The organism is Streptomyces sp. CA-243310 (assembly GCF_050936775.1).
Lineage (GTDB): Bacteria > Actinomycetota > Actinomycetes > Streptomycetales > Streptomycetaceae > Streptomyces.
This window is the reverse complement of sequence record NZ_JBNJMF010000001.1, coordinates 1,905,853-1,929,509: the sequence shown is the minus strand read 5'-3', so window position 1 is coordinate 1,929,509 and position 23,657 is coordinate 1,905,853. Positions and strand designations below refer to the sequence as shown.

Sequence of the window (23,657 nt, the reverse complement as noted above, 5' to 3'; positions counted from 1 at the left end):
GGGTTCGCCGGCCCACCCCTCGGCCGTGCCGGCGAACAAGGATTCGGAAGCACCCGCTCCGGCGCGCCCGGCACACGCGGTGGGCCGGCGGGCGGGGCGACGGGCAGGGCGACGGATCATCCGTCGGACGAGCGCAAGACGGTCGGGCCCCCGGCAGGCGGCGGCCCGGGGGCCTCCCATCCGGGTCCGGTCATTAGGCTCGCGGCATGGCCAACGATCTCGGATTCACGTGTTCACGCTGCGGCGAGCACCACGCGGAGCTCCCCCTGAGCTACTCGACACCGGCGCCCGAGGCCTGGAACCCCGGCTTCGAGGCCGATCCGGACAGCACGCTGTCGTCGGAGCAGTGCGTCATCCAGGGCCGGCACTTCTTCATCAGGGGCCTGATCGAGATACCCGTGGTCGACAGCGGCCAGGTCTTCTCGTGGGGCGTCTGGATCTCGCTCAGCAAGGACAACTTCGGCCGCGCCCTCGACCTGTGGCACACGGAGGGCCGCGAGGCCGAGCCGCCGTACTTCGGCTGGCTCAGCACGGAACTCGCGCTCTACTCCCCCGGCACGGTCAACCTGAGGACCACCTGCCACACGCGCCCGGTGGGGCGGCGCCCCTTCATCGAGCTGGAGCCCACCGCACACCCCCTCGCCGTCGAGCAGCGCACCGGGATCACCCTCGACCGGGTCCGCGAGATCGCCGCGGCCGTGCTGCATCCGGCCTGACCGGCCCGGCGGCGACGCGGCAACGCCCGGGCGGCGACGCGCGACCGCCCGCCCCCGCGCGCACCGGTACGACGGCGGACGCGGCGACGGGCGGTCGCGGGAGCGCTACGGCTTGGGCAGCGCGCAGCCGGGGCGGTTCAGGTCGATCACGTTGCCGGGGCCTATGCAGGGGACGATCGTGTAGGTCTCCTGGGCGTAGTTGATGCCCCGACGGACCGTCACGTTGCCGTTCTGGTCCACCTCACACGGGTTGTTGTCGGTGCACCGGCCGCCGTCCTCGTTGCCGGTGTTGTTGACGGCGACGACCTTGCCCGTCGTCGTGTCGATCACCGGCGAGCCCGAGGTGCCGCCGATGGTGTTGCAGGCCGAGGTGTAGCGGACCGAGTCCTTCCAGGTCCACTCGCCCTCCTTGAGCCGGTAGGCGAACCCGTCGACGTTGCAGCTGTAGGTGCGCTTCCAGTACCCCGACACCACCTTGATCGCCGAGCCCTGCACCGGGCGCACGTCGTTGAGGGTGAGCGCGCCGATGCCGTACTGGCTCTGTATCTGCGCGTAGGTCTTGGTGAGTTGGTAGATCGACACGTCCGTGTCGGTCATCGTGCCGTACGCGATCTTGCTTGCCCTGAGGGTCGCCACCTTGGAACCCGAGGCGTTGAGCAGCGAGAAGGAGCGGTTGGACGCCCGGTCCTTGACGACCTCGCCGGCCGCCGGGAAGCCGGTCTCCAGGCAGTGTCCGTTGGAGAGGACCAGGGCGGGGTCGTTCGGTTGGGAGGCGGGGGCGCGGACGACGGAGCCGGAACAGTTGCTGAGCGCGACCGTTCCCGCGAAGGTGACCGCGACGGCCGGGGCCGCCTTCTCCTCCAGGGGTACGGAGGCCACGGCCGGGGCCGCCGCCGCTCCGATCAGGAGCGCGGAGAGCAGGGCGCCGGCGAGAGGCTTGTTCACGTGGGGGGTTCCCCTCTCGAATCGAGGGCTGGGTTCGCCCGTGACAATGCGACCGAAGATCCTTCGGTTGTCATGCGCATTGTTAAGAGGTCGCGAGCAACCCACAAGAGGGCGTGACGAGTCGGCGAAAGGCGTTATCACCGAAGGGGTGGCCGGATCCGAACCCCCGCACCCCGCACGACCCCCCGCACCCGACACGACGCGGCCCGACACGAAAGACCGGTCGATCCTCCCCTGGGGCGGATCGACCGGTCACGGGACGAACGTCGCCGCCGCCCGCCCTACCTCCGGGACTTGGGGGTGGTGAGCCTGGCTCCGGCCCAGCGCTTGGTCACGCTGACGGGCCGGGCCTGCGAGAGGCCGGCCGTCGTCACGGCCTCGGCGATGTCGCTCGGCTCGACGTGCCCGTCCAGCCCGACCTTCGGGGTGAGGAGCCAGATCACGCCACCGTCCTCCAGCAGGGCGATGCAGTCGACGAGCCCGTCGGTGAGGTCGCCGTCCTCCTCCCGGAACCACAGGAGGACGACGTCCACGACGTCGTCGTAGTCCTCGCCGACCAATTCCTGGCCGATGACCCGCGCGATGCCCGCGCGCAGCTCCTCGTCGACGTCGTCGCCCAGGCCGATCTCCTGGACGACCTGGCCGGGCTCGAATCCGAGCCGGGCCTCGGGGCCGCCCGTCCGCTCGTCTTCCGATGTCGTCACTGCGGTCTCCTCCACTCCGGGCGCGCCCATCGCGCACGTGCGTAACGTAGCCGATCCGATACGGAACGTGGCGCGCCGAACGCGGCAGTCGGCCCTGCGGACACCCCGGACCTTCCCCGATCCGACCGTCCGCGACCCCGGGTCGAAGCCCCGGACGGTCGAGCGAGTGACAACCCATGGTTGACAGTCGCTCGACTGTCAACCTACGGTTGCCTCCATGACGAACCCTCCCGTGGAACCCGTTCGCATGACCAATCCGGTACGCCTCGACGACCTCATCGAGGCCATCAAGAAGGTCCACTCCGACACCCTGGAGCAGCTCAGCGGCGCCGTCGTCGCCGCCGAGGCGCTCGGGGACGTCGCCGATCACCTCATCGGCCATTTCGTCGACCAGGCCCGCCGCTCCGGCGCCTCCTGGACCGACATCGGCCGCAGCATGGGCGTCACCCGCCAGGCCGCCCAGAAGCGCTTCGTCCCCAAGAGCGACAAGGGTGACGGCGCCGACGGAGACCTCGACTCCGCGCAGGGCTTCGCCCGTTTCACCCCCCGCGCCCGCAACGTCGTGATGACCGCGCAGAACGAGGCCCGTGCCGCCGGCAACACCGAGATCCGCACCGAGCACCTGGTCCTCGGTCTGCTCGCCGACCCGGATTCGCTCGCCGCTCAGGCCCTGCGGGCCCAGCGGGTCGCGACGGACGACGTCCGCGCGGCCGCCGGCGCCGCGCTGCCGGAGGCCGTCGCGGAGGTACCCGACCTCGTCCCCTTCGACGCCGGCGCCAAGAAGGCCCTGGAGCTCACCTTCCGCGAGGCCCTGCGGCTGGGCCACAACTTCGTCGGCACCGAGCACCTCCTGCTCGCCCTGCTGGAGCTGGAGAACGGCGAGGGCGTGCTGAGCGGCCTGGGCGTCGACAAGGCCGGCGTCGAGGCGACCGTCACCGAAGTCCTGGCAGCCGTACTCGCCGACGCGGACGGGAAGAAGTAGACGCGTCCGCGCCCTCCGTCAGCTCGTACCGCTTCACGTACGCGCCGAGGAAGGCCTGGAGCGTGGCGACGGCGGGAATCGCGATGAGCGCCCCGACCGCGCCGAGCAGCGCGGTGCCCGCGATGACCGAGCCGAAGGCGACCGCCGGATGGATGTCCACGGTCCGCGACGTCAGCTTGGGCTGGAGCACGTAGTTCTCGAACTGCTGGTAGACCACCACGAACCCGAGGACGTACAGCGCGTACCAGGGGTCGATCGTGAAGGCGATCAGCATCGGCAGCGCGCCCGCCAGGTAGGTGCCGATGGTGGGGATGAACTGGGACACCAGCCCCACCCACACGGCGAGGGCGGGCGCGTAGGGCACGCCGAGGACCGCGAACAGGATGTAGTGCGCGATCCCGGAGATCAGCGCCATCAGCCCGCGCGAGTAGAGGTACCCGCCCGTCTTGGCGACGGCGATCTCCCAGGCGCGCAGCACCTCCGACTGCTTGCCGGGCGGCAGCACGGAGCACAGCGCACGCCGCAGCCGCGGACCGTCGGCGGCGAAGTAGAAGGAGAACAGCCCGATCGTCAGCAGCCTGAAGAGTCCGCCGAGGACGGTGGCGGACACGTCGAGCACGCCGGTCGCACTGTTCTGCACGTACTTCTGCAACCAGTCCGAGTGCAGCAGGCTGTCCTGGATCGACAGCCGGGACAGTTCGGTGTGGAAGGTGTCGTTGATCGATCCGATCACCGAGTCCAGGTACTTCGGGAAGCCCTCCACCATGTCCACGATCTGCCCGGCCAGCATCGAGCCGAGCAGCGCGACGAATCCCGCGGTCGCGACGAGAACGCCCAGGTAGACCAGGAAGGTGGCGAACCCGCGGCGCATGCCGCGGGCCGCCATCCGCGCCACCGCGGGCTCTATCGCGAGGGCGAGGAAGAAGGCGATCAGAATGTTGACGAGCAGCCCGATGAGCTGATGGAAGGCCCAGCTGCCGAGCTGGAAGCAGGCGACCAGGGCCAGTACGAGGATCACCGCGCGCGGCAGCCACCGCGGCATCCGCGCCTCGGCCGGGGGGCCTGCGGGCGACGGCACCCGGCCCGGGCCGCCGTCACGCGGCCGGCCTCCGGGATCGGCGGGGGCCGGCGCGGGCTGTTCGGTCGTCTCTTCTGTCGCTGCCACGCCGCCCAGTCTGTCCCACCTGCGGCGCTCGCGAGGAAACGGGCGTGCGGCTCAGCGCAGCGAGGCCGGCACGTCCATCGCCGCGCACACCGCGCGCCACACGTCCCTGGCCTCCCAGCCGGCGTCGAGGGCCTGGTGCACGGTGCGCCCGCCGAGTTCCGTCATGACGTGGTCCCGCGCGAAGGAGTCCGCGTAGCCCGCGCCGAAGTGCTCGGCCATCCGTTCCCAGAAAATCGTCAACCGCATGCCACCAGTATCGCGCCCCGGAGAGTGCACCGACCGCGTTCGGGCCCCGCCGCCGCATCCGTGCGCCCTACGGTTTCACGCATGCCCGGAGACGAAACTTCCTCGCCGGCCCCGGCGGCCGCACCGGCCCCGACCGCCCCGCTGGCCCGTGCCGAGCAGTTCATCTGGCTCACCGCCCGGGTGCTGGAGCAGCGCCGGTTCGCGTTCCACTTCCTCGGCGGGGACGCCGACGCGGTGGACGCCGCCCTCGGCGCGTACCTGGGCGAGGACGGGGGCTACGGTCACGCGCTGGACCCGGACCTGCGCGGCCCGCTGAGCCAGCCCCTGCACACCGCGCACGCCCTGCGCGTCCTCGACGCCCTGGGCCGCTGCACGGGCCGGCGCATCGAGCGGCTCTGCCGCCACCTGACCCTGGTCTCCACCCCGGAGGGCGCGCTCCCCCTGGTCTTCCCGGCCCCGCGCGACTACCCGACGGCCCCCTACCACCCGATGCGCGACGACCCCCCGAGCGAGCTGCTGACCACGGGGCCGATCGTCGGCCTCCTCCACCGCAACCGGGTCTGGCACGCGTGGCTGTTCCGCGCCACGGACTTCTGCTGGGACCGGGTCGAGACCCTGCGCCACTCGCATCCGTACGAGATCCAGAGCGCGGTCGCCTTCCTCGACGGGGCGCCCGACCGGGGGCGCGCGGCGGCGGCCGCGGACCGGCTGGGGCGGCTGGTGCGGGAGCGGGGGCTCGTCGTGCTGGATCCGGAGCGCCGCGAGGAGCAGCCTCCGGCGGCGGGCTACGCGCCGGGCGAGCGGTTGTTCCCGTACGACTTCGCGCGCCGGCCGGAGTCGCTGGCGCGGGGGTGGTTCACCGACGCGGAGATGGAGCGCGCCCTGGGCTTCCTCGCGGCCGAGCAGCAGCAGGACGGCGGCTGGCCGGTGCGTCGCAGGGCCTGGGCGCCGGGCAGCTCCCTGGAGCGGCGGCCCATCGCCACGGTGGAGGCGCTGCTGACCCTGCGGGCGTACGGCCGTCCGCTCGCCCCGGTCACCCGGTCAGGGCCCGCAGCCCCGCAGTGACGAGGACCGCGGCCCCGACCACCACCAGGAACGGGGCCCGCAGCAGCAGGGCGACCCCGGCGGCGGCCAGCCCGGCGGCCCGGGCGTCCAGCACCAGTTCCTGCCCGGTGCTGAAGGTCTGCTGGGCGGTGAGCGCGGCGAGCAGGGCGACGGGCAGCAGCGCGGCGAGTTGGCGTACCGAGGGCCGTTCCAGGGCCTCGGCGGGGACGAGGAGACCGGCGAGTTTGACCGCGTAGCAGCCGACGACGGTCACCACGATGGCGATCCAGACGTTCACGAGCGGCGTCCCTTCATCCACAGCACGATCGGCGCGGCCAGCGCCGCGACCAGCACGGGCACCCCGGAGGGCAGCACGGGCAGCAGACCCAGTCCGAGCACCAGGGCGAGGGCGGCCACCGCCCGCTCGGTGGAGGTCTTCAGCATCGGCGCGAGCAGGGCCAGGAACACGGCGGGCCCGGCGGCGTCCAGGCCCCACACGCGGGTGTCCCCGATGGCCTCGGCGCCGAGGGCGCCCAGCAGCGTGGTCAGGTTCCAGAGGGCGTACAGGGTCAGCCCGGTCACGGTGAAGCCGAGGCGGGCCGACTTCCGGTCGGGCTGGGCCAGGGCCACGGCGGTGGTCTCGTCGATCACCCAGTGCGCGGCGAAGGGCCGTACCGCCTTGGGGAGGGCCAGCAGCTGGGACAGCCGCAGCCCGTAGAAGGCGTTGCGGGTGCCGAGGAAGAAGGCCCCGGCTGCGGCGGTGAACGGGTTCCCTCCCGCCGCCAGCGCCCCGACCAGCGCGAACTGCGAGGCGCCGGTGAACACCAGCAGGCTCAGCACACAGGCCTGGAGCACGCTGACGCCCGCCCCGGCCGCGGTCACGCCGAACGCGAATCCGGACAGCCCGACGGCCACGCCCACACCGAGGGCGTCCCGGATGACGGCCGCCCGCGGCTTGTCGGCGACCCCTTCGTCGGGGGCCTCTCGTATCACCATCTGATGTTCTCCCACCCCGCGAACCTAAGCGGGGAGGGACAGCCCGGTCTTGTACGTTCTTGCGGCCCGGATCCCCGTGCCCCCGTCCTTCGAGCCCCGGGCACGGACCACTGCCTACGGGACGGGGCCCCAGGCGGCCCGTTCCCGCCGGTAGGCGCCCGGGGGCACGCCCACGATCCGGGTGAAATGGCGGTTCAGGTGCGGCTGGTCGGTGAAGCCGACGGCGACCGCCGCCTCGGCCGGCGGGGTGCCCGCGTCCAGGAGCCGGCGCGCCCGGCGGACCCGGGCGTCGGTGAGCCAGGTGTGTGGGGGCATTCCGTACCGCTCCCGGAAGGCCCGCAGCAGGGCGAACGGGCTCGTGCCCAGTTCCGTCGCGAGCCGCTCCAGCGAGGGCGGCTCGGCCATCCGGTCCTCCAGGACGCTCCGGGCCCGTTCGGCGTCCGAGGCGCCCGCCCGGCGCGACTCGCGGGCAGGCAGCGGTCCGGCGTGCCGGGTCAGCATCCGGGCGACCGCGCCCCGCAGCAGGGTGTCGGCGGCCAGCGCGTTGCCGGCCTCGGCGGCCCGGTGCACCTCGGCGATCACCCGGGAGGTGTGCGGATCGGTGACCATGTCGACCGTGAAGCCCGGCGTTCCCCGCAGGGTGCCGATCTCGGCGGCGACCTCGGTGATCAGCTCCCGGGACGGGTAGAGGGTGGCGTACGCCCAGCCCTCGGGAACGCCGGCGCGGGCCGTGTGCGGGACCTCGGGGTTGATCAGGACCACGCTGCCCGGGCCGGCGCGCAGGGTGGTGCCGGGCAGGCCGATCTCCTCGATGCCGCCGGTGACGGCCGCGATGACGTACCCGTCGTGGGCGTGGCGCGGGAAGGTGTGCCGTACGTAGTGGGCGCGCAGCAGGTCCAGGCCCGGCAGCTCCGCGTGCTGCCAGTGCCGTGCCCATTCCCGGCGGCCCTCGTCCGTGCCCATCCCCCCATTCTGCGCCCCGGGAACGCGGCACGTTTGCGCAGGTCCGACCGGTTGTCAGTGGCCGGGTGCACGATGGGGGCATGTCCGGTAGCGCGCTCGACTCGTTCTCCCCCGCGACCCGCTCGTGGTTCACGGGGGCCTTCGACACGCCCACGGCCGCGCAGGAGGGTGCCTGGCGGGCCATCGGGGCCGGATCGGACGTGCTCGTCGTGGCGCCCACCGGCTCCGGGAAGACCCTGGCGGCCTTCCTGGCCGCCCTCGACCGGCTGGCGTCCGTCCCGCCGCCCGCCGAGCCGAAGAAGCGCTGCCGGGTGTTGTACGTGTCGCCGCTGAAGGCGCTGGCCGTCGACGTGGAGCGCAATCTCCGCAGCCCGCTGACCGGCATCCGGCAGGAGTCCGTCCGGCTGGGATCGCCGGAGCCGGACATCCGCGTCGGCATCCGTTCCGGGGACACCCCGCCCGCCGAGCGCCGGTCCCTGGTGGCCCGACCGCCGGACATCCTGATCACCACCCCCGAGTCCCTGTTCCTGATGCTGACCTCTGCCGCCCGGGACGCCCTGGCGGGCGTCGAGACGGTGATCCTGGACGAGGTGCACGCGGTCGCGGGGACCAAGCGCGGCGCCCATCTCGCCCTGTCCCTGGAGCGGTTGGACGAGCTGCTGCCGCGTCCGGCCCGCCGGATCGGGCTGTCCGCGACGGTCCGCCCGGTGGACGAGGTGGCCCGGTACCTGGCGCCGCGCGGCAAGGTGGAGATCGTCCAGCCGCCCTCGACGAAGGAGTTCGACCTGTCGGTGGTCGTCCCCGTCCAGGACATGGGCGAGTTGGGGGGCTCCCCCGCGTCCGAGGGCAAGGACGGCGGGGACAAGCCGTCCATCTGGCCGCATGTGGAGGAGCGGATCGCGGACCTCGTCCAGGCGCACCGCTCGACGATCGTGTTCGCCAACTCCCGCCGGCTCGCCGAGCGGCTCTGCAACCGGCTCAACGAGATCGCGTACGAGCGCGCCACGGGCGAGAAGCTGCCCGAGGACGCCCCGCCCGCCGAGATCATGGCCCAGTCGGGGGCGGCGCGGGGCGCCCCGCCGGTGCTGGCCCGCGCGCACCACGGATCGGTGTCGAAGGAACAACGGGCGCTGGTCGAGGAGGACCTGAAGGCGGGCCGACTGCCGGCCGTGGTCGCCACGTCCAGCCTGGAACTGGGCATCGACATGGGCGCGGTGGACCTGGTGGTGCAGGTCGAGTCCCCGCCCTCGGTGGCGTCCGGGCTCCAGCGCGTGGGCCGCGCCGGCCACCAGGTGGGCGCCGTCTCCACGGGTGTGGTCTTCCCCAAGTACCGGGGGGACCTGGTGCAGGCGGCGGTGGTCACCGAGCGGATGCGCACCGGCGCGATCGAGGCGCTGCGCGTCCCGTCCAACCCGCTCGACGTCCTGGCCCAGCAGCTGGTGGCCATGACGGCCATGGACACCTGGCAACTGGACGACCTGCTGGCCCTGGTGCGGCGGGCCGCGCCGTTCGCGGCGCTGCCCGACTCGGCGTTCACGTCGGTCCTGGACATGCTGGCGGGCCGCTACCCGTCGGACGCGTTCGCCGAACTGCGACCGCGCGTGGTGTGGGACCGGGTCGCCGGGACGATCACCGGCAGGCCGGGCGCGCAGCGGCTGGCGGTCACCTCCGGCGGCACGATCCCGGACCGGGGGCTGTTCGGCGTCTTCCTCGCGGGCGCGGACCCGAAGAAGGGCGGCGGCCGGGTCGGCGAGCTCGACGAGGAGATGGTCTACGAGTCGCGCGTCGGGGACGTCTTCACCCTGGGCACCAGCTCGTGGCGGATCGAGGACATCACCCGGGACCGGGTCCTGGTGTCGCCCGCCCCGGGGGTGCCCGGGCGGCTGCCCTTCTGGAAGGGCGACCAGCTGGGCCGCCCTCTCGAACTGGGCCGCGCCGTCGGAGCGTTCCTGCGCGAGCTGGGCGCCCTGAGCGACGCGGACGCCCGCCTGCGCCTCCTGGCGGCCGGCCTGGACACCTGGGCCTCGGACAACGTCCTCGCGTACCTCTCCGAGCAGCGCGAGGCCTGCGGCCACGTGCCCGACGACCGCACCATCGTGGTGGAGCGGTTCCGTGACGAGCTGGGTGACTGGCGGGTCGTGGTCCACTCCCCTTTCGGTGCGCAGGTGCACGCCCCGTGGGCGCTCGCCCTCGGCGCCCGCCTCGCCGAGCGGTACGGGATGGACGCGCAGGTCATGCACGCCGACGACGGCATCGTGCTGCGCCTGCCGGACGCCGACCTCCTGAGCATGGACCTGCTGGACCACGACCCCGCGCAGCCCGACCGGTCCTTCGAGTTCGACGACGAGAAGGCCCCGCTGGGAGCCGCCGACGTCGCCTTCGACCACGGCGAGATCAACCGGATCGTCACCGACCAGGTGGGCGGCTCGGCCCTGTTCGCCTCCCGGTTCCGCGAGTGCGCCGCCCGCGCCCTGCTGCTGCCGCGCCGCAATCCGGGCAAGCGCACCCCGCTGTGGCAGCAGCGCCAGCGCGCCTCGCAACTCCTCCAGGTGGCGTCGGAGTTCGGTTCCTTCCCGATCGTGCTGGAAGCCGTACGGGAATGCCTCCAGGACGTCTTCGACGTGCCCGGTCTGACCGAGCTGATGGGGGACGTCGAGGCGCGCCGGGTCCGCCTGGTCGAGGTCACCACGCCCGAGCCCTCGCCGTTCGCCCGCTCCCTCCTCTTCGGCTACGTCGCCCAGTTCCTGTACGAGGGCGACTCCCCGCTGGCCGAGCGCAGGGCCGCCGCGCTCTCCCTGGACTCCCGGCTGCTCGCCGAACTCCTCGGCCAGGCGGAACTGCGCGAGCTGCTCGACGCCTCGGTGCTGGAGGAGTTGGAGCGGGAGCTCCAGTGGCTCACCGAGGACCGCCGGGCCAAGGACGTCGAGTCGGTGGCCGACCTGCTGCGCATGCTGGGCCCGCTGACCGACGCCGAACTGGCCGAGCGCGGCGCCGAGTCGTCCTGGGCCGGTGAACTCGCCGCCGCGCGCCGGGCCATCCGGGTAAGGATCGGCGGAGCCGAGCACTGGGCCGCGATCGAGGACGCCGGCCGGTTGCGCGACGCCCTGGGCACGGCGCTCCCGGTCGGGGTGCCCGAGGCGTTCACCGAACCGGTCAAGGACCCGCTCGGCGATCTCCTGGCGCGGTACGCCCGCACCCACGGACCGTTCACCACGGCGGCGGCCGCCGCCCGCCTCGGCCTGGGCGGGGCCGTCACCGACGGCGCCCTGCACCGGCTCGCCGCGTCGGGGCGGGTGGTCCAGGGCGAGTTCCATCCGGCGGGCATCGGTCAGGAGTGGTGTGACGCGGCCGTGCTGCGCCGGCTGCGTCGCCGCTCGCTGGCGGCGCTCCGGCAGGAACTGGAGCCCGTACCGCCGACGGCGCTGGCCACGTTCCTGCCGCAGTGGCAGCACCTGGGCGGGACCCTGCGCGGGATCGACGGCCTGGCCCGGGCAGTGGAGCAACTCCAGGGGGCGCCGGTACCGGCCTCCGCACTGGAGCGCCTGATCCTGCCCTCCCGGGTCGCGGGCTACACCCCGACCCTGCTGGACGAACTGACCACCACCGGCGAGGTGATCTGGGCCGGCGCCGGGGCGCTGCCCGGCAAGGACGGCTGGGTCTCCCTCTACCTCGCGGAGACGGCGCCCCTGCTCCTCCCGCCGGCGCATCCGCTGGAGACGACCCCGATCCACCAGGCCGTCCTGGACGCCCTCTCCGGCGGGTACGGCCTGTTCTTCCGCCAGCTCACCGAGGCCGTGCGGGCCGGGCACCCCGCCGTCTCGGACGCCGAACTCTCCTCCGCCGTCTGGGATCTGGCCTGGTCGGGCCGGCTGACCAACGACACCCTGGCCCCGCTGCGGTCCCTGTTGGGTTCGGGGCGCACGGCGGGGGCCACCGCCCATCGGGCGCGGCGCACCGTCCCGCGCGGCCGCTACGGCACCCTCGGCGCCACCGTGTCCCGTACGGGCCCGCCCACGGTCTCGGGCCGCTGGTCCCTCCTGCCGACGCACGCCCCGGACCCCACCCATCGGGCCCACGCCCTGGCACGCACCCTGCTGGACCGGCACGGGGTGGTCACCCGGGGCGCGGTAGCGGCGGAGGGGGTGCAGGGCGGCTTCAGCGCGGTCTACCGGGTCCTTTCGGCCTTCGAGGACAGCGGTCAGGCCCGCCGGGGTTATGTGGTCGAGGGTCTGGGTGCGGCCCAGTTCGCGATGGACGGCGCGGTGGACCGGCTGCGGGCGGCCGAGCGCACCCCGCCTCCCCTGGCGGCGGTGGTCCTGGCCGCCGCCGACCCGGCGAACGCGTACGGCGCCGCCCTGCCGTGGCCGGAGCCGCCGGGCGACGCGACCCACAAGCCGGGCCGCAAGGCCGGTTCCCTCGTGGTCCTGGTCGACGGTGAGCTCACCCTGTACCTGGAGCGGGGCGGCAAGACCCTGCTGGCCTGGCCCCCGGGGGACGACCCGCGCCTCACGGCGGCGACGACCGCGCTCGTCTCGGCCTCACGCGCGGGCACCGTCCCCGACCTGACGGTGGAGCGGATCAACGCCGCCGCGGCCCTGACCTCGCCCCTGGGGTCGGCCCTGGAGGCGGCCGGCTTCCATGCGACCCCGCGGGGCCTGCGGCTGCGCAACTGATCTCCACGAAACGGACCCAAGTGTGCCGTTCTTGTATTGAACACGTCACGAGACCCCGCCCACCTGGCAATCGCGGCCATTTGTGCGTTATCAAGATCGCATAAGGCATCGCGTTCGGCGCGATGCCCGCCACACATCCAGATGCCCGTCGCACATTCATGGGGGACGAGAACAGTGAGCAGCATAGGCACCCGCGGGACCGCGGTCGGCTTCATCGGCCTGGCGGTCGTCGGCCTGGCCCTGACCGGCTGCAAGAGCGGCAACGAGGAGAAGGACCCGGCGCCGGCGACCTCCCCGTCCGCCGCCCAGCCCTCCAAGTCCACGGAGCCCGACACGAGCGCCACCCCGTCGGCCGGAGGCGGAGACGCACCGGCCCCCGGGACCGCGGGCACCGCCAAGTCCGGCCAGAGCTTCAAGATCGGCGAGGCGGCCACCGTCCCGTTCAGCTACGGCACCGACAAGGGCGGCACCATCGCCCTCACCGTGACCGGCATCGAGCAGGGCCAGCCCTCCGACCTCGCCGCGCTCAAGCTCGGCGACAAGGCCAAGGGGATGGTTCCGTACTACATCCGCTACTCGGTCAAGAACGTCGGCACCACCGACCTGTCGCACACCTCCGTGAGCCACATCAGGGGCCTGCTCCCGGACGGCAGCGAGGCGCAGAACATCTCGATCATCGGCACGTTCGAGAAGTGTGACGACGACTCGCTGCCGCGCGACTTCACCAACGGCAAGTCGCAGACCAGCTGCGCCGTCGCCCTGGCCCCCTCGGCCCAGACCAAGGTGGTCGGCGCCGAGTACTGGGGCGAGCCCTACGACTCCCCGGACGGCAAGGGCCTCACCTGGAAGTAGGCCCCACCCCACTCGGGCCCCTGCGGCGAACGGCCGCGGGGGCTCGCCGCGCACCGGGCCGCGGCAGCAAATCACCGCCCGGAGACCGACAATGGGCCCATGCCCGAAGGAGACAGCGTCTGGCGTGCGGCGGCCCGCCTCCACGAGGCCCTGGCCGGGAAACGGCTCACCCGCTCCGACCTCCGCGTCCCCCGCTTCGCCACCGCCGACCTCACGGGCCGCACCACCCTCGACGTCATCCCCCGCGGCAAGCACCTCCTGGCCCGCTTCGAGGGGGGCGACGGAGACGACGGCCTCACCCTCCACACCCACCTCCGCATGGACGGCGCCTGGCACGTCTTCCCCGCGGCCGCGAAGTGGCACGGGGGCCCCGTCCACGAGATCCGCGTCGTCCTCGGCACCACCGAGACCGTCGCCGTCGGCTACCGCCTCCCCGTCGTGGAACTGATCCGCACCGCCGACGAGGAACGCGTCGTCGGCCATCTCGGCCCGGACCTCCTCGGCCCGGACTGGGACGCCGCGCGGGCCGCCGCGAACCTCCTCGCCGCCCCCGACCGCCCCCTCGGCGAGGCCCTCCTCGACCAACGCAACCTGGCCGGCATCGGCAACATCTACAAGTCCGAGCTGTGCTTCCTGGCCCAGGTGACCCCCTGGACCCCGGTGGGCGCCCTCCCCGACCCCGAGGTCACGACCGTCCGGCTCGCCGGGGCCGCGCACCGGCTCCTGCGCGCCAACGTCGGCGAGCGCGGCGGCCGTGACGGCCACCGCAACACCACCGGCAGTCGCCGCCCCGGCCAGGACCTGTTCGTCTACGGCCGCCTGCGCCGCCCCTGCCTGCGCTGCGGCACCCCGGTCCGCGAGGCCCGGCAGGACGACCGGCCCACCTATTGGTGCCCGAGCTGCCAATCCGGCCCGACCCCGTAGTTGACGGTCCGTCAGTTTCAGTCGTACGGTCCCGACATGCCCACAGCCTCGTACGACCTCACCGGCCGCACCGCGCTGATCACCGGCGCCGCGAGCGGCATCGGCCGTGCCACCGCCGTGCTCCTCGCCGAGGCCGGCGCGGCCGTGCACTGCGCGGACCGGGACGCGCACGGCCTTCGGGAGACCGCCGACCTGGTCGCCGAGGCCGGCGGACGGGCTACCGTCCACGCCCTCGACGTCACGGACCGCAGCGCACTCCGGGCGGCCGTCGCGGCTGCGGGCCCCCTCGACATCACGGCCGCCATCGCCGGGATCATGCACACCAGCAGCGTCCTGGAGACCACCGACGAGGACCTCGACCGGGTCCTGGACATCAACTTCAAGGGGGTCCTGCGCACCTGCCAGGAATCCGCCCGCGCCATGATCGCCACCGGCCGCCCCGGCTCGATCGTCACCATGGCCTCCGGCGCCGTGGACGCCGCCCAGCCCGGTCTGCTCTGCTACAGCGCCGCCAAGGCCGCCGTCGTCCAGCTGACCAAGACCCTGGCCACCGAGACGGGCCCGCACGGCATCCGAGTCAACGCCGTCGCGCCGGGGTGGATCCGCACCCCCATGACCGGCCGCCACGGGGCGAGGGCGCAGGAGCAGACCGAGGCGATGATGGTCCGGATGTCCCCGCTCGGCCGGGTCGGCGAGCCCGAGGACATCGCGCAGGCCGTGCTCTACCTCGCCTCGGACGCCTCGTCCTTCATGACGGGCCAGATTCTTCGCCCGAACGGTGGAGTGTCGATGCCCTGGTAGACGCCGGACCGGCGGGCACGGCCGGGATCCTGACGACCGGCGCGACGGTTCCCCCGTCCCCCCGTCCCCCCTTCCGGCGCGCCCGCTCGGGCCTTGGGACGCAGTGCACCGGCAGGAGCCCCAGCCCCCAGCCGCCGACCGCCACCGCACCCTCCACGGGTCCGGACTCCGCGGGTGCCAGGGCCAGCCGCAGCACGGCCCACCACCACAGCACACCCACGGTCAGCGCAAGGGGTATCAGTAGCCGCCGCACGGCTGCCTCCCGGGAGGCGGGGATCCGGACGCGCCCATCCTCCCGCACCCCCCTGCCCACCGCACCCAGAACGACCCGGCACGCTCCTGCGGAACACGTGAGGCACGGAGTACGTGAGGCACGGAGCACCGAGGCACGGGCCCCGGCGGCGAGGGGCACACAGCAAGGAACCCCACCCGATGCATCTCGCACCGACCGGGGCTCCAGCCACACTCACACGCTTGGACTCACGCGGCTACGACGTTCACCGCTTCCACGGGGGCCTTGATGGTCACCCGTTCCGTGGTTCCCGCGACCGAGGTCACGGAGACCGAATTGAGCATCGGGCGCACCGGTGCCGGCACCGGTTCGCTTGCCGCGGCCGACTGCGCAAGCTCTGCCAACGACAGTTCGTCGCTGACTTCCCGCATCAGCTCGGACATCCGTACGTCAAGCGCGTCGCAGATCGCGGAGAGCAGCTCGGAAGATGCCTCCTTCTGCCCCCGCTCCACCTCGGAGAGATAGCCGAGCGAAACTCGGGCGGACGAGGAGACCTCGCGCAGAGTACGGCCCTGGCGCTGGCGCTGCCGACGCAGCACGTCACCCAGCAGGCGACGGAGCAGAATCATCGGTGGCTCCCTCCTCTGACCGTGTAGCCGTAACCTTCACGCCCCACCGTACCGCCTCGCGCCGCGGCCGTGCGGGGAGCTATGTCGTGTTCACTCAGGGCTGCAAACATCAAATCCCCCCGTTCTGTTCCGTATCCTGCCCCCGCAGATTCTCGCGGAGTTCGCTCGAGAGGAGTTCGAGCACTGTCCGTGCACTCTCCCTACGGATTTCCGTACGGGAGCCGTTCAACCACAGCCGGGCTGTTTTCCTGCCGACGGGTCCCACCACGGCGATGAAAACCGTTCCCACCGGCTGCCCGTCCTGCGGGTCCGGACCGGCCACTCCGGTCGTCGCGATCCCCCACGAGGCCCCCGTGATCCGTCGGACGCCGGCGGCCATCTCCAGTGCCACCTGGGCGTTCACGGCGCCCTCGGCGGCCAGCAGATCGGCGTCCACTCCCAGGATCCGGTGTTTGAGCACGGTCGCGTACGCGGTGACCGAGCCGCGGAAGGACTTGGACGCTCCGGGGACGGAGGTGATCCCCGCGGCGACCATGCCGCCGGTGAGGGACTCCGCGACGGCGACGGTCTGGTCACTCTCCGCGAGCAGCCGCAGTACGTCTCCGGCCATCTCGACGACCCCGGCGCCGGCTTCCGCCGCACCATCGGCCACCGAAAAATCGCCCGCGCCGTCCGTCACCTCGCGGCCCGCTCCACGGCCAGCTCCGCGGCGAGGCCCTTGCGACGCAGTACGACGGCCTGCCGGATGTAGTCCAGGCCGGTGACGACGGTCAACACGACCGCGACCGCCATCACCCAGAACCGCAGGGTGGCCAGCGGTCCGGTCAACGCGAGGACGTACATGCCCACGGCCGTCCCCTGCGCGAGGGTCTTCATCTTGCCGCCCCGGCTCGCCGGGATGACCCCGTAGCGGATCACCCAGAAGCGCATGAGCGTGATCCCGAGTTCCCGCCCGAGGATGACGCCGGTGACCCACCAGGGCAGGTCACCGAGCCAGGAGAGACAGATGAGCGCCGACCCCATGATCGCCTTGTCGGCGATGGGGTCGGCGATCTTCCCGAAATCCGTGACCAGGTTGTACGTCCGGGCGAGGTGCCCGTCGAAGATGTCCGTGATCATGGCCACGGCGAACGCCGCCCACGCCCACGCCCGCCAGACGGGGTCGTATCCCCCGTCGGCGAGCAGCAGCAGGACGAATCCCGGCACCAGCACGAGCCGGATCATCGTCAGGATGTTGGCGATGTTCCACAGGCCCGCCTCATGGACGGCCGTAGCCCCGACCTTCGCGCCGGGTGCCGGCCGGCGGCCGGTCCCGCCCGCCGCAGACGCCGGGACTCCGGTCATCCGGCCGCCTCCTCAAGATCCAGGCCCAGGGGCTCCGCGACCAGGTCGACACCGAGGGTGCCGACCACCTTTGCCGTGACGATACGCCCGGGGACCAGACCCGTGCCGTCCGTGAAGACCACCTGGCCGTCCGTTTCGGGGGCCTGGTGGGCGGCGCGCCCGTAGGCACCCTCGCCGTCCTCGTCCACGGACTCGACGGACTCCACGAGGACCTCCAGGGTCTCGCCGATCCGCTCCTCCGCGCGCTGCGAGGTGAGCTCCTCGGCGAGCCGCTGCATGTGCGCGAGCCGCTCCGCGATGGTGTCCTCGTCCAGCTTGCCGTCGTAGGTGACGGCTTCGGTGCCGTCCTCGTCCGAGTAGCCGAAGACGCCGATGGCGTCGAGCCTCGCGTGGGTGAGGAAACGCTCCAGCTCCTTGAAGTCCGACTCCTTCTCGCCGGGGAAACCGACGATGAAGTTGGACCGGACGCCCGCCTGCGGGGCCTTGGAGCGGATCGTGTCGAGCAGTTCCAGGAACCGGTCGGTGTCACCGAAGCGGCGCATGGAACGCAGCACGTCGGGGGCCGAGTGCTGGAAGGACAGGTCGAAGTACGGGACGACCTTGGGGGTCGAGGTCAGCACGTCGATCAGCCCGGGCCGCATCTCGGCGGGCTGGAGGTAGCTGACGCGGACGCGCTCGATGCCCTCCACCTCGGCCAGTTCCGGCAGCAGGGTCTCCAGCAGGCGGATGTCGCCCAGGTCCTTGCCGTACGAGGTGTTGTTCTCGGAGACCAGCATGATCTCCTTGACGCCCTGTTCCGCGAGCCAGCGGGTCTCGCCCAGCACGTCGCTGGGACGGCGCGAGATGAAGGAGCCGCGGAAGGACGGGATGGCGCAGAAGGAGCAGCGCCGGTCGCAGCCGGAGGCCAGCTTGACGGAGGCGACGGGGCTCTTGTCCAGACGGCGGCGCAGGGGTGCGCGGGGCCCGGAGGCGGGTGCGAGCCCGTCGGGCAGGTCGGCCGGCGCCTCGGCGACCGGTTCCTGCGCGTGGCCGGGCAGGGCCACCTCCGCGTCCTGGCGGGCCGCCGGGCTGATCGGCAGCAGCTTGCGCCGGTCGCGGGGGGTGTGCGAGGCGTGGACGCCACCGTTGAGGATGGTCTGGAGGCGGTCGGAGATGTCGGCGTAGTCGTCGAATCCGAGCACGCCGTCGGCCTCGGGGAGCGCTTCGGCGAGTTCCTTGCCGTAGCGCTCGGCCATGCAGCCGACGGCGACGACGGCCTGGGTCTTGCCGTGATCCTTGAGATCGTTGGCTTCCAGCAGGGCGTCTACGGAATCCTTCTTGGCGGCTTCGACGAAGCCGCAGGTGTTGACGACGGCTACGTCCGCATCGGCGGCGTCCTCGACGAGCTCCCAGCCATCCGCCGCCAAGCGGCCTGCGAGCTCCTCCGAGTCCACCTCGTTACGGGCGCAGCCAAGAGTGACAAGGGCGACGGTACGGCGTTCGGGCATGGACTCAAGACTACTTCGTCCCGGCGGCGGCCCCCGCCCCACGTCCCACCACGGCAGGATCCCCGGGACGCGGCGCGGCGTCCCGGGGATCCGGAGGTGCTTGTTCCGTAGGGGTTCAGCCCGCCTGGGCCTGGCCCTCGCGGGGGTCGTTCTTGGTGTAGGTGAGACGTTCCACTTGACCCGCCTGGAAGGTGTCCTTGATCTCCTTGCCGTTCACGAAGAGGTGTACGGCCCCGGCGTCGCCGAGTACGAGGTCGATGGACTCCTTGTCGGTGAAGGTCTTCGAGTCACCCTGCGCGAGAGTGCCGTCGAACAGGAGTCGGCCGTTGTGGTCCTTCGCCGAGATCCAGCTCTCGCCGGTGTCGGCCGTCAGGACCACTGTGACGAGGTCCTTGGGCGCGGCCGCGATGGCGCTGTCCGAGGGCTCCGGCTTGGGGGCCTTCGGGCTCTGCGACGGCGAGGCGGCCGGCTTCCCGGCCTGCTTGGGGGCGGGCTTCGGGGAGGCGGTTCCCTCCGCGACGGGTCGCTTGCCCTTCTCGTCGCCACCGCTGAAGGCGGTGAAGCCCACGAAGCCGATCACGGCGACGATGGCGGCGACCATGGCGGCGGTCCAGTTGGGCCGCTGCCGTTCGGGACGGATCCGCTCGGCTTCGAACATCGGCGCGGCGGGGGTGGGTGCCGGCCGGCCGCCGTGAGCCGCGTCGTACGCGTCGACCAGAGGTTCCGGATCGAGGCCCACGGCGCGGGCGAGGGTACGGATGTGACCGCGGGCGTAGACGTCGCCGCCGCACCGCGTGAAATCGTCTTCTTCGATCGCGTGCACGATCGGGATGCGCACGCGGGTGGTGGAACTGACCTCGTCGACAGTGAGCCCGGCGACGATCCGGGCCTTCTTGAGGGCCGTCCCGATGGACGGTCCTTCGACGGGACGTTCGACGATGCGGTCCTCGGACCGGTCGTCGGTCGAAGGCCGCTCTTCTTCGGGGGAGTTGGCGTTGCCGATGGACACGAGGGCGCCTTTCGAGCGTGTAGCCACCTGCTGGATTACCAGTCTAGGGGGGTGACGAAAGGGTGGAGCAACCGGAGGGTGGACTCCCTACGCCATCCGAATGGTGATCCGAATCGCGCGGGGATTCCGCAGCGGTGCGTGACGGGTGGAACAGGTGAAACGGGTGGGACGACCCCGCGCCGAGGGCGCGGGGCCTGCGTCTCCCTCAACTTGACGCGCGCCGAGGGGAAACGGTTGCCCGACCATTTGTTACGGGTGGGACTCGCCTCGGATGACGGCCAGGACCTCGTCCAGCTCGTCCGGTTTCACCATCACGTCGCGGGCCTTCGACCCCTCGCTGGGGCCGACGATCCCGCGCGATTCCATCAGGTCCATGAGGCGTCCGGCCTTGGCGAAACCGACCCGCAGCTTGCGCTGGAGCATCGAGGTGGAGCCGAACTGGGTGGAGACGACCAGCTCCGCCGCCTGGCACAACAGGTCCAGGTCGTCGCCGATCTCCTCGTCGATCTCCTTCTTCTGCTTCTGCCCGACCGTGACGTCGTCGCGGAAGACGGGGGTCATCTGCTCCTTGCAGTGCTGGACCACCCCGGAGATCTCCTCCTCGGTGACGAAGGCACCCTGGAGACGGACCGGCTTGTTCGCGCCCATCGGCAGGAACAGCCCGTCACCCTTGCCGATCAGCTTCTCGGCACCGGGCTGGTCCAGGATGACCCGGCTGTCCGCGAGCGAGGAGGTGGCGAAGGCGAGCCGCGAGGGCACGTTCGCCTTGATCAGGCCGGTGACCACGTCCACCGAGGGCCGCTGGGTGGCGAGCACCAGATGGATGCCGGCCGCTCGGGCCAACTGGGTGATCCGGACGATCGAGTCCTCGACGTCGCGCGGCGCGACCATCATCAGGTCGGCGAGCTCGTCCACGATCACCAGCAGATACGGGTACGGGGTGAGCTCCCGCTCGCTGCCCGGCGGCAGTTTGATCTTGCCGTCGCGGATGGCCTGGTTGAAGTCGTCGATGTGCCGGTACCCGAACGCGGCGAGGTCGTCGTAGCGCAGGTCCATCTCGCGCACGACCCACTGCAGGGCCTCGGCGGCCCGCTTGGGGTTGGTGATGATCGGCGTGATCAGGTGCGGGATCCCCTCGTACGCGGTCAGCTCCACCCGCTTGGGGTCCACCAGCACCATCTTCACCTCCTCCGGCGTGGCCCGGATCATCACCGAGGTGATCAGGCAGTTGATGCAGGAGGACTTGCCGGAGCCGGTGGCGCCGGCGACCAGGACGTGCGGCATCTTGGCGAGGTTGGCCATGACGTAGCCGCCCTCGACGTCCTTGCCGAGTGCCACCAGCATCGGGTGGTCGTCCTCGGCCGCGTCCGCGAGGCGCAGCACGTCGCCGAGGTTGACCATCTCGCGGTCGGTGTTCGGGATCTCGATGCCGACCGCCGACTTGCCCGGGATGGGGCTGATGATCCGTACGTCCGGCGAGGCCACGGCGTAGGCGATGTTCTTGGCCAGCGCCGTGATCCGCTCGACCTTCACGGCCGCGCCCAGCGTCACCTCGTAGCGGGTGACCGTCGGGCCCCGGGTGAAGCCGGTGACGGACGCGTCGACCTTGAACTCCGTGAAGACGTTGGTCAGCGAGGCGACGACCGCGTCGTTGGCGGCGCTGCGGGTCTTGCCGGGACCGCCGCGCTCCAACAGGTCCAGCCGGGGTTTGACGTACGTGATGTCGCCGCGCAGCTGGAGCTGTTCGGAGCGCGGCGCGAGCGATCGGGGTTCCGGCGACGCCTTCGTCAGGTCCGGTACGGACAGGGTCCCGGAGGCCGCGGCGGTGGTGTCGTGCGGGCGCTCGGCGGGCGTGGGCACGGCTGCCGGAGCGGACGCGACCGCCGCGGCGGGTTCAGGAGCCGCGGGCCTCGGGGCGGGTGCGGGGTCGGGGAGGGCTGCGGGCCGCTCACCGCGCGCGGGCGGCACGGGAGTGGTGAGCTCCGCGCCCGCGGGGTCCGGGGAGATCCCCTGGGTGAGGTCCGCGACCAGCGGGGAGGGCGGCATTCCGCCGTAGACCACCCCGTCCAGTGCGGCGGCCGCCGCGGCCGCCACGTCGACGGCGTCCATGCCGGTCCTGGGCGCGGAGCGCCTCGGTCGGCGGCGCCTGGCCAGCGCGGCCTCCTCGGCGGCGTCGGCGGGATCCAGCGGTCCGGCGGGCTCCTCCGCCCCGGCACGGGCCCGCCAGCGCTCGGCGTCGTGCCGGTCGGCGGGCTGCTCCGCGTCCCCGTAGTCCTCGTCGTACTCGTTCGGCGCGATGATCCCCAGCCGGATCCCGAGCCGCCGCAGCCGCTGCGGGATCGCGTTGACCGGCGTGGCGGTGACCACGAGCAGGCCGAAGACGGTGAGCAGTACCAGCATGGGCACGGCCAGCGGCGCGCCCATGGTGAAGATCAGCGGCTTGGAGGCGGCCCATCCGATGAGCCCGCCCGCGTTCTGCATCGCGGTGGTGCCCTCGTCGCGGCCGGGTGCCCCGCAGCCGATGTGGACCAGGCCCAGGACGCCGATCACGAGCGCGGACAGACCGATGCCGATCCGGCCGTTGGCGTCGGTCTGCTCGGGGTGCCGGATGAACCGCACGGCCATCACGCCGAGCAGGATCGGTACGAGCAGATCCAGTCGCCCGAAGGCACCGGTGACCAACATCGTGACCAGATCGCCGACGGGACCGCTCAGGTTCGACCAGGTTCCGGCGGCGACGATCAGCGCGAGGGCGAGGAGCAGCAGCGCGAGGCCGTCCTTGCGGTGCGCGGGGTCGAGGTTCCTGGCGCCCTGGCCGACACCGCGGAAGACGGCGCCGACCCCGTGGGCGAGGCCGAGCCAACAGGCGCGCACCAGCCGCACCACGCCCCCGGTCGGGGACGGTGCGGGCTTGGCCGGCACCTTCTTGACCGGGGCGCGGCGGGCCGCCGCGACCTTCTTCGCGGGCGGCTTGCGCGCGGGAGCGGTCTTCTTCGCCGGGGCCGCCGTCCGGCCGGTGCGGCCCTTCGCGGTGCCCGCAGCGCGCTGGGAACCCTTGCCGGACGTACTTGAGGCCATGGGGGCGAGGTTACCGGTGCGCACGCCGGTGGACGCGCGTGCCCACCCCTTCACCCGTTCGTGTCGCCGCGGTCGGCGGCGCTTTGACGCACCACCAGACCTGACGCACAGCCAGGCGGGCCCGCACCGCGGCCCCGGGGGGGGCGACGCCCTCAACCCTGGGCGGGCAGTACCGCCGCTCCGCCGCCGGTCCCCGGTTCGAGCGCGTCCAGCGCTCTGCGCAGCCCGGTCAGCTTGCGTTCCAGATGCGCCGCGGTCGCCACCACGGCCGCGTCGGCGGATTCCTCGCCGAGTTGCTTCGTCAGCGCCTCGGCCTGTTCCTCGACCGCCGCGAGCCGCGCGGAGAGTTCGGCCAGCAGGCCGGCCGTCTCCTTGCTGCCGTCGCCGTTGGTACCCCCGCCCTCCAGTTGGAGTCGCAGCAGCGCCGCCTGCTCCCGCAGCTGGCAGTTCTTCGTGTACAGCTCCACGAAGACCGACACCTTGGCGCGCAGCACCCACGGGTCGAACGGTTTCGAGATGTAGTCGACCGCGCCCGCCGCGTAACCGCGGAAGGTGTGGTGCGGACCGTGATTGATCGCGGTGAGGAAGATGATCGGGATGTCCCGGGTCCGTTCCCGCCGCTTGATGTGCGCGGCCGTCTCGAAACCGTCCATGCCCGGCATCTGCACATCCAGCAGGATGACCGCGAAATCGTCCGTCAACAGCGCCTTGAGCGCTTCCTCCCCGGACGACGCCCGGACCAGTGTCTGATCGAGCGCGGAGAGGATGGCCTCCAGCGCCAGCAGATTCTCCGGCCGGTCGTCGACCAGGAGGATCTTGGCCTTCTGCACCATGCCCTGTCCTCCTCGCCCCGGCATGGGGCCTCCC

General features: G+C 72.4%; 21 protein-coding genes. 7 read left to right on the top strand and 14 right to left on the bottom strand.

From position 1 onward, the window contains the following. Positions 1 to 206 precede the first annotated feature (206 nt). Complete coding sequence (locus tag ACQEVM_RS08990; RefSeq protein WP_433076682.1) at positions 207 to 716, top strand: DUF2199 domain-containing protein; 510 nt, start codon at positions 207 to 209, stop codon at positions 714 to 716. A gap of 105 nt (positions 717 to 821) precedes the next feature. Here the strand turns inward: ACQEVM_RS08990 and ACQEVM_RS08985 are convergent, their stop codons facing one another. Both ACQEVM_RS08985 and ACQEVM_RS08980 read right to left on the bottom strand, forming a co-directional pair. Continuing rightward, positions 822 to 1,661, bottom strand: a complete 840-nt coding sequence (locus tag ACQEVM_RS08985) for a S1 family peptidase (protein ID WP_433076680.1) — start codon at positions 1,659 to 1,661, stop codon at positions 822 to 824. A gap of 281 nt (positions 1,662 to 1,942) precedes the next feature. Next, positions 1,943 to 2,395: a DUF3052 domain-containing protein gene (locus ACQEVM_RS08980; RefSeq protein WP_053682257.1), complete on the bottom strand. Its 453-nt coding sequence runs from the start codon at positions 2,393 to 2,395 to the stop codon at positions 1,943 to 1,945. Between the two features lie 187 nt (positions 2,396 to 2,582). Here ACQEVM_RS08980 and ACQEVM_RS08975 point away from each other — a divergent pair, with 187 nt between their 5' ends. Next, complete coding sequence (locus tag ACQEVM_RS08975; RefSeq protein WP_433076677.1) at positions 2,583 to 3,347, top strand: Clp protease N-terminal domain-containing protein; 765 nt, start codon at positions 2,583 to 2,585, stop codon at positions 3,345 to 3,347. On the opposite strand, the gene ACQEVM_RS08970 is transcribed toward ACQEVM_RS08975, so the two are convergent. After that, positions 3,298 to 4,389 carry an AI-2E family transporter gene (locus tag ACQEVM_RS08970; RefSeq protein WP_053682255.1) on the bottom strand — a complete coding sequence of 364 codons (1,092 nt, stop codon included), beginning with the start codon at positions 4,387 to 4,389 and terminating at the stop codon, positions 3,298 to 3,300. The two genes, ACQEVM_RS08975 and ACQEVM_RS08970, sit on opposite strands and share 50 nt — an antisense overlap. Positions 4,390 to 4,563: 174 nt before the next feature. Beyond that, a complete protein-coding gene (locus ACQEVM_RS08965; RefSeq protein ID WP_433076675.1) occupies positions 4,564 to 4,758 on the bottom strand; it encodes a DUF3046 domain-containing protein in 195 nt (64 codons plus the stop codon). Between the two features lie 81 nt (positions 4,759 to 4,839). Between ACQEVM_RS08965 and ACQEVM_RS08960 the strand changes: the two genes are divergently transcribed. After that, positions 4,840 to 5,823 carry a hypothetical protein gene (locus ACQEVM_RS08960; protein ID WP_433076673.1) on the top strand — a complete coding sequence of 328 codons (984 nt, stop codon included), beginning with the start codon at positions 4,840 to 4,842 and terminating at the stop codon, positions 5,821 to 5,823. Here the strand turns inward: ACQEVM_RS08960 and ACQEVM_RS08955 are convergent. The 3 genes from ACQEVM_RS08955 to ACQEVM_RS08945 form a co-directional block, all read right to left on the bottom strand. After that, the gene (locus tag ACQEVM_RS08955) at positions 5,792 to 6,100 is read right to left on the bottom strand and encodes an AzlD domain-containing protein (RefSeq protein ID WP_433076671.1); all 309 of its coding nucleotides are present in this window, start codon (positions 6,098 to 6,100) and stop codon (positions 5,792 to 5,794) included. The two genes, ACQEVM_RS08960 and ACQEVM_RS08955, sit on opposite strands and share 32 nt — an antisense overlap. Continuing rightward, the gene (locus tag ACQEVM_RS08950) at positions 6,097 to 6,798 is read right to left on the bottom strand and encodes an AzlC family ABC transporter permease (protein WP_267828399.1); all 702 of its coding nucleotides are present in this window, start codon (positions 6,796 to 6,798) and stop codon (positions 6,097 to 6,099) included. The genes ACQEVM_RS08955 and ACQEVM_RS08950 overlap by 4 nt, the downstream gene beginning before the upstream one ends. A gap of 114 nt (positions 6,799 to 6,912) precedes the next feature. After that, entirely contained in the window at positions 6,913 to 7,761 is an 849-nt protein-coding gene (locus ACQEVM_RS08945; RefSeq protein WP_433076668.1) for an AraC family transcriptional regulator, read from the bottom strand. 80 nt (positions 7,762 to 7,841) lie between these two features. Here ACQEVM_RS08945 and ACQEVM_RS08940 point away from each other — a divergent pair, with 80 nt between their 5' ends. The 4 genes from ACQEVM_RS08940 to ACQEVM_RS08925 all read left to right on the top strand — a co-directional run bounded on the left by ACQEVM_RS08940 (position 7,842) and on the right by ACQEVM_RS08925 (position 15,011). Beyond that, positions 7,842 to 12,434 carry an ATP-dependent helicase gene (locus ACQEVM_RS08940; RefSeq protein ID WP_433076666.1) on the top strand — a complete coding sequence of 1,531 codons (4,593 nt, stop codon included), beginning with the start codon at positions 7,842 to 7,844 and terminating at the stop codon, positions 12,432 to 12,434. 174 nt (positions 12,435 to 12,608) lie between these two features. After that, complete coding sequence (locus ACQEVM_RS08935; RefSeq protein ID WP_433076664.1) at positions 12,609 to 13,286, top strand: hypothetical protein; 678 nt, start codon at positions 12,609 to 12,611, stop codon at positions 13,284 to 13,286. A gap of 99 nt (positions 13,287 to 13,385) precedes the next feature. Beyond that, positions 13,386 to 14,210, top strand: a complete 825-nt coding sequence (locus ACQEVM_RS08930; RefSeq protein ID WP_433076662.1) for an Fpg/Nei family DNA glycosylase — start codon at positions 13,386 to 13,388, stop codon at positions 14,208 to 14,210. A 36-nt stretch (positions 14,211 to 14,246) separates the two neighbouring features. Further along, complete coding sequence (locus tag ACQEVM_RS08925) at positions 14,247 to 15,011, top strand: SDR family NAD(P)-dependent oxidoreductase (protein WP_433076660.1); 765 nt, start codon at positions 14,247 to 14,249, stop codon at positions 15,009 to 15,011. A 480-nt stretch (positions 15,012 to 15,491) separates the two neighbouring features. Here the strand turns inward: ACQEVM_RS08925 and ACQEVM_RS08920 are convergent, their stop codons facing one another. From ACQEVM_RS08920 to ACQEVM_RS08890, 7 genes are all read right to left on the bottom strand, one after another. Continuing rightward, a complete protein-coding gene (locus ACQEVM_RS08920; RefSeq protein WP_053682245.1) occupies positions 15,492 to 15,872 on the bottom strand; it encodes a helix-turn-helix domain-containing protein in 381 nt (126 codons plus the stop codon). A 109-nt stretch (positions 15,873 to 15,981) separates the two neighbouring features. Then, positions 15,982 to 16,482, bottom strand: coding sequence for a CinA family protein (locus ACQEVM_RS08915; protein WP_433079898.1), 501 nt, complete (start codon positions 16,480 to 16,482; stop codon positions 15,982 to 15,984). Positions 16,483 to 16,547: 65 nt separating this feature from the next. Continuing rightward, positions 16,548 to 17,216, bottom strand: coding sequence for a CDP-diacylglycerol--glycerol-3-phosphate 3-phosphatidyltransferase (gene pgsA, locus ACQEVM_RS08910; protein WP_351374152.1), 669 nt, complete (start codon positions 17,214 to 17,216; stop codon positions 16,548 to 16,550). Further along, positions 17,213 to 18,703, bottom strand: coding sequence for a 30S ribosomal protein S12 methylthiotransferase RimO (gene rimO, locus ACQEVM_RS08905; protein WP_433076657.1), 1,491 nt, complete (start codon positions 18,701 to 18,703; stop codon positions 17,213 to 17,215). The genes pgsA and rimO overlap by 4 nt, the downstream gene beginning before the upstream one ends. Before the next feature lie 115 nt (positions 18,704 to 18,818). Beyond that, positions 18,819 to 19,712 carry a helix-turn-helix domain-containing protein gene (locus tag ACQEVM_RS08900; protein ID WP_433076655.1) on the bottom strand — a complete coding sequence of 298 codons (894 nt, stop codon included), beginning with the start codon at positions 19,710 to 19,712 and terminating at the stop codon, positions 18,819 to 18,821. 249 nt (positions 19,713 to 19,961) lie between these two features. Further along, the gene (locus tag ACQEVM_RS08895) at positions 19,962 to 22,790 is read right to left on the bottom strand and encodes a DNA translocase FtsK (RefSeq protein WP_433076653.1); all 2,829 of its coding nucleotides are present in this window, start codon (positions 22,788 to 22,790) and stop codon (positions 19,962 to 19,964) included. 152 nt (positions 22,791 to 22,942) lie between these two features. Further along, positions 22,943 to 23,623 (bottom strand): response regulator, encoded by a 681-nt coding sequence (locus ACQEVM_RS08890; protein ID WP_053682241.1) that lies wholly within the window; start codon positions 23,621 to 23,623, stop codon positions 22,943 to 22,945. Between the last annotated feature and the right edge of the window lie 34 nt (positions 23,624 to 23,657).

Coding starts and splice junctions, on each gene's coding strand:
- ACQEVM_RS08990 (WP_433076682.1), top strand. CDS start 207: ATGGCCAACGATCTCGGATTCACGTGTTCACGCTGCGGCGAGCACCAC.
- ACQEVM_RS08980 (WP_053682257.1), bottom strand. CDS start 2,395: ATGGGCGCGCCCGGAGTGGAGGAGACCGCAGTGACGACATCGGAAGAC.
- ACQEVM_RS08975 (WP_433076677.1), top strand. CDS start 2,583: ATGACGAACCCTCCCGTGGAACCCGTTCGCATGACCAATCCGGTACGC.
- ACQEVM_RS08970 (WP_053682255.1), bottom strand. CDS start 4,389: ATGCCGCGGTGGCTGCCGCGCGCGGTGATCCTCGTACTGGCCCTGGTC.
- ACQEVM_RS08965 (WP_433076675.1), bottom strand. CDS start 4,758: ATGCGGTTGACGATTTTCTGGGAACGGATGGCCGAGCACTTCGGCGCG.
- ACQEVM_RS08960 (WP_433076673.1), top strand. CDS start 4,840: ATGCCCGGAGACGAAACTTCCTCGCCGGCCCCGGCGGCCGCACCGGCC.
- ACQEVM_RS08950 (WP_267828399.1), bottom strand. CDS start 6,798: ATGGTGATACGAGAGGCCCCCGACGAAGGGGTCGCCGACAAGCCGCGG.
- ACQEVM_RS08945 (WP_433076668.1), bottom strand. CDS start 7,761: ATGGGCACGGACGAGGGCCGCCGGGAATGGGCACGGCACTGGCAGCAC.
- ACQEVM_RS08940 (WP_433076666.1), top strand. CDS start 7,842: ATGTCCGGTAGCGCGCTCGACTCGTTCTCCCCCGCGACCCGCTCGTGG.
- ACQEVM_RS08930 (WP_433076662.1), top strand. CDS start 13,386: ATGCCCGAAGGAGACAGCGTCTGGCGTGCGGCGGCCCGCCTCCACGAG.
- ACQEVM_RS08925 (WP_433076660.1), top strand. CDS start 14,247: ATGCCCACAGCCTCGTACGACCTCACCGGCCGCACCGCGCTGATCACC.
- ACQEVM_RS08920 (WP_053682245.1), bottom strand. CDS start 15,872: ATGATTCTGCTCCGTCGCCTGCTGGGTGACGTGCTGCGTCGGCAGCGC.
- ACQEVM_RS08915 (WP_433079898.1), bottom strand. CDS start 16,482: ATGGCCGGAGACGTACTGCGGCTGCTCGCGGAGAGTGACCAGACCGTC.
- pgsA (WP_351374152.1), bottom strand. CDS start 17,216: ATGACCGGAGTCCCGGCGTCTGCGGCGGGCGGGACCGGCCGCCGGCCG.
- rimO (WP_433076657.1), bottom strand. CDS start 18,703: ATGCCCGAACGCCGTACCGTCGCCCTTGTCACTCTTGGCTGCGCCCGT.
- ACQEVM_RS08895 (WP_433076653.1), bottom strand. CDS start 22,790: ATGGCCTCAAGTACGTCCGGCAAGGGTTCCCAGCGCGCTGCGGGCACC.
- ACQEVM_RS08890 (WP_053682241.1), bottom strand. CDS start 23,623: ATGGTGCAGAAGGCCAAGATCCTCCTGGTCGACGACCGGCCGGAGAAT.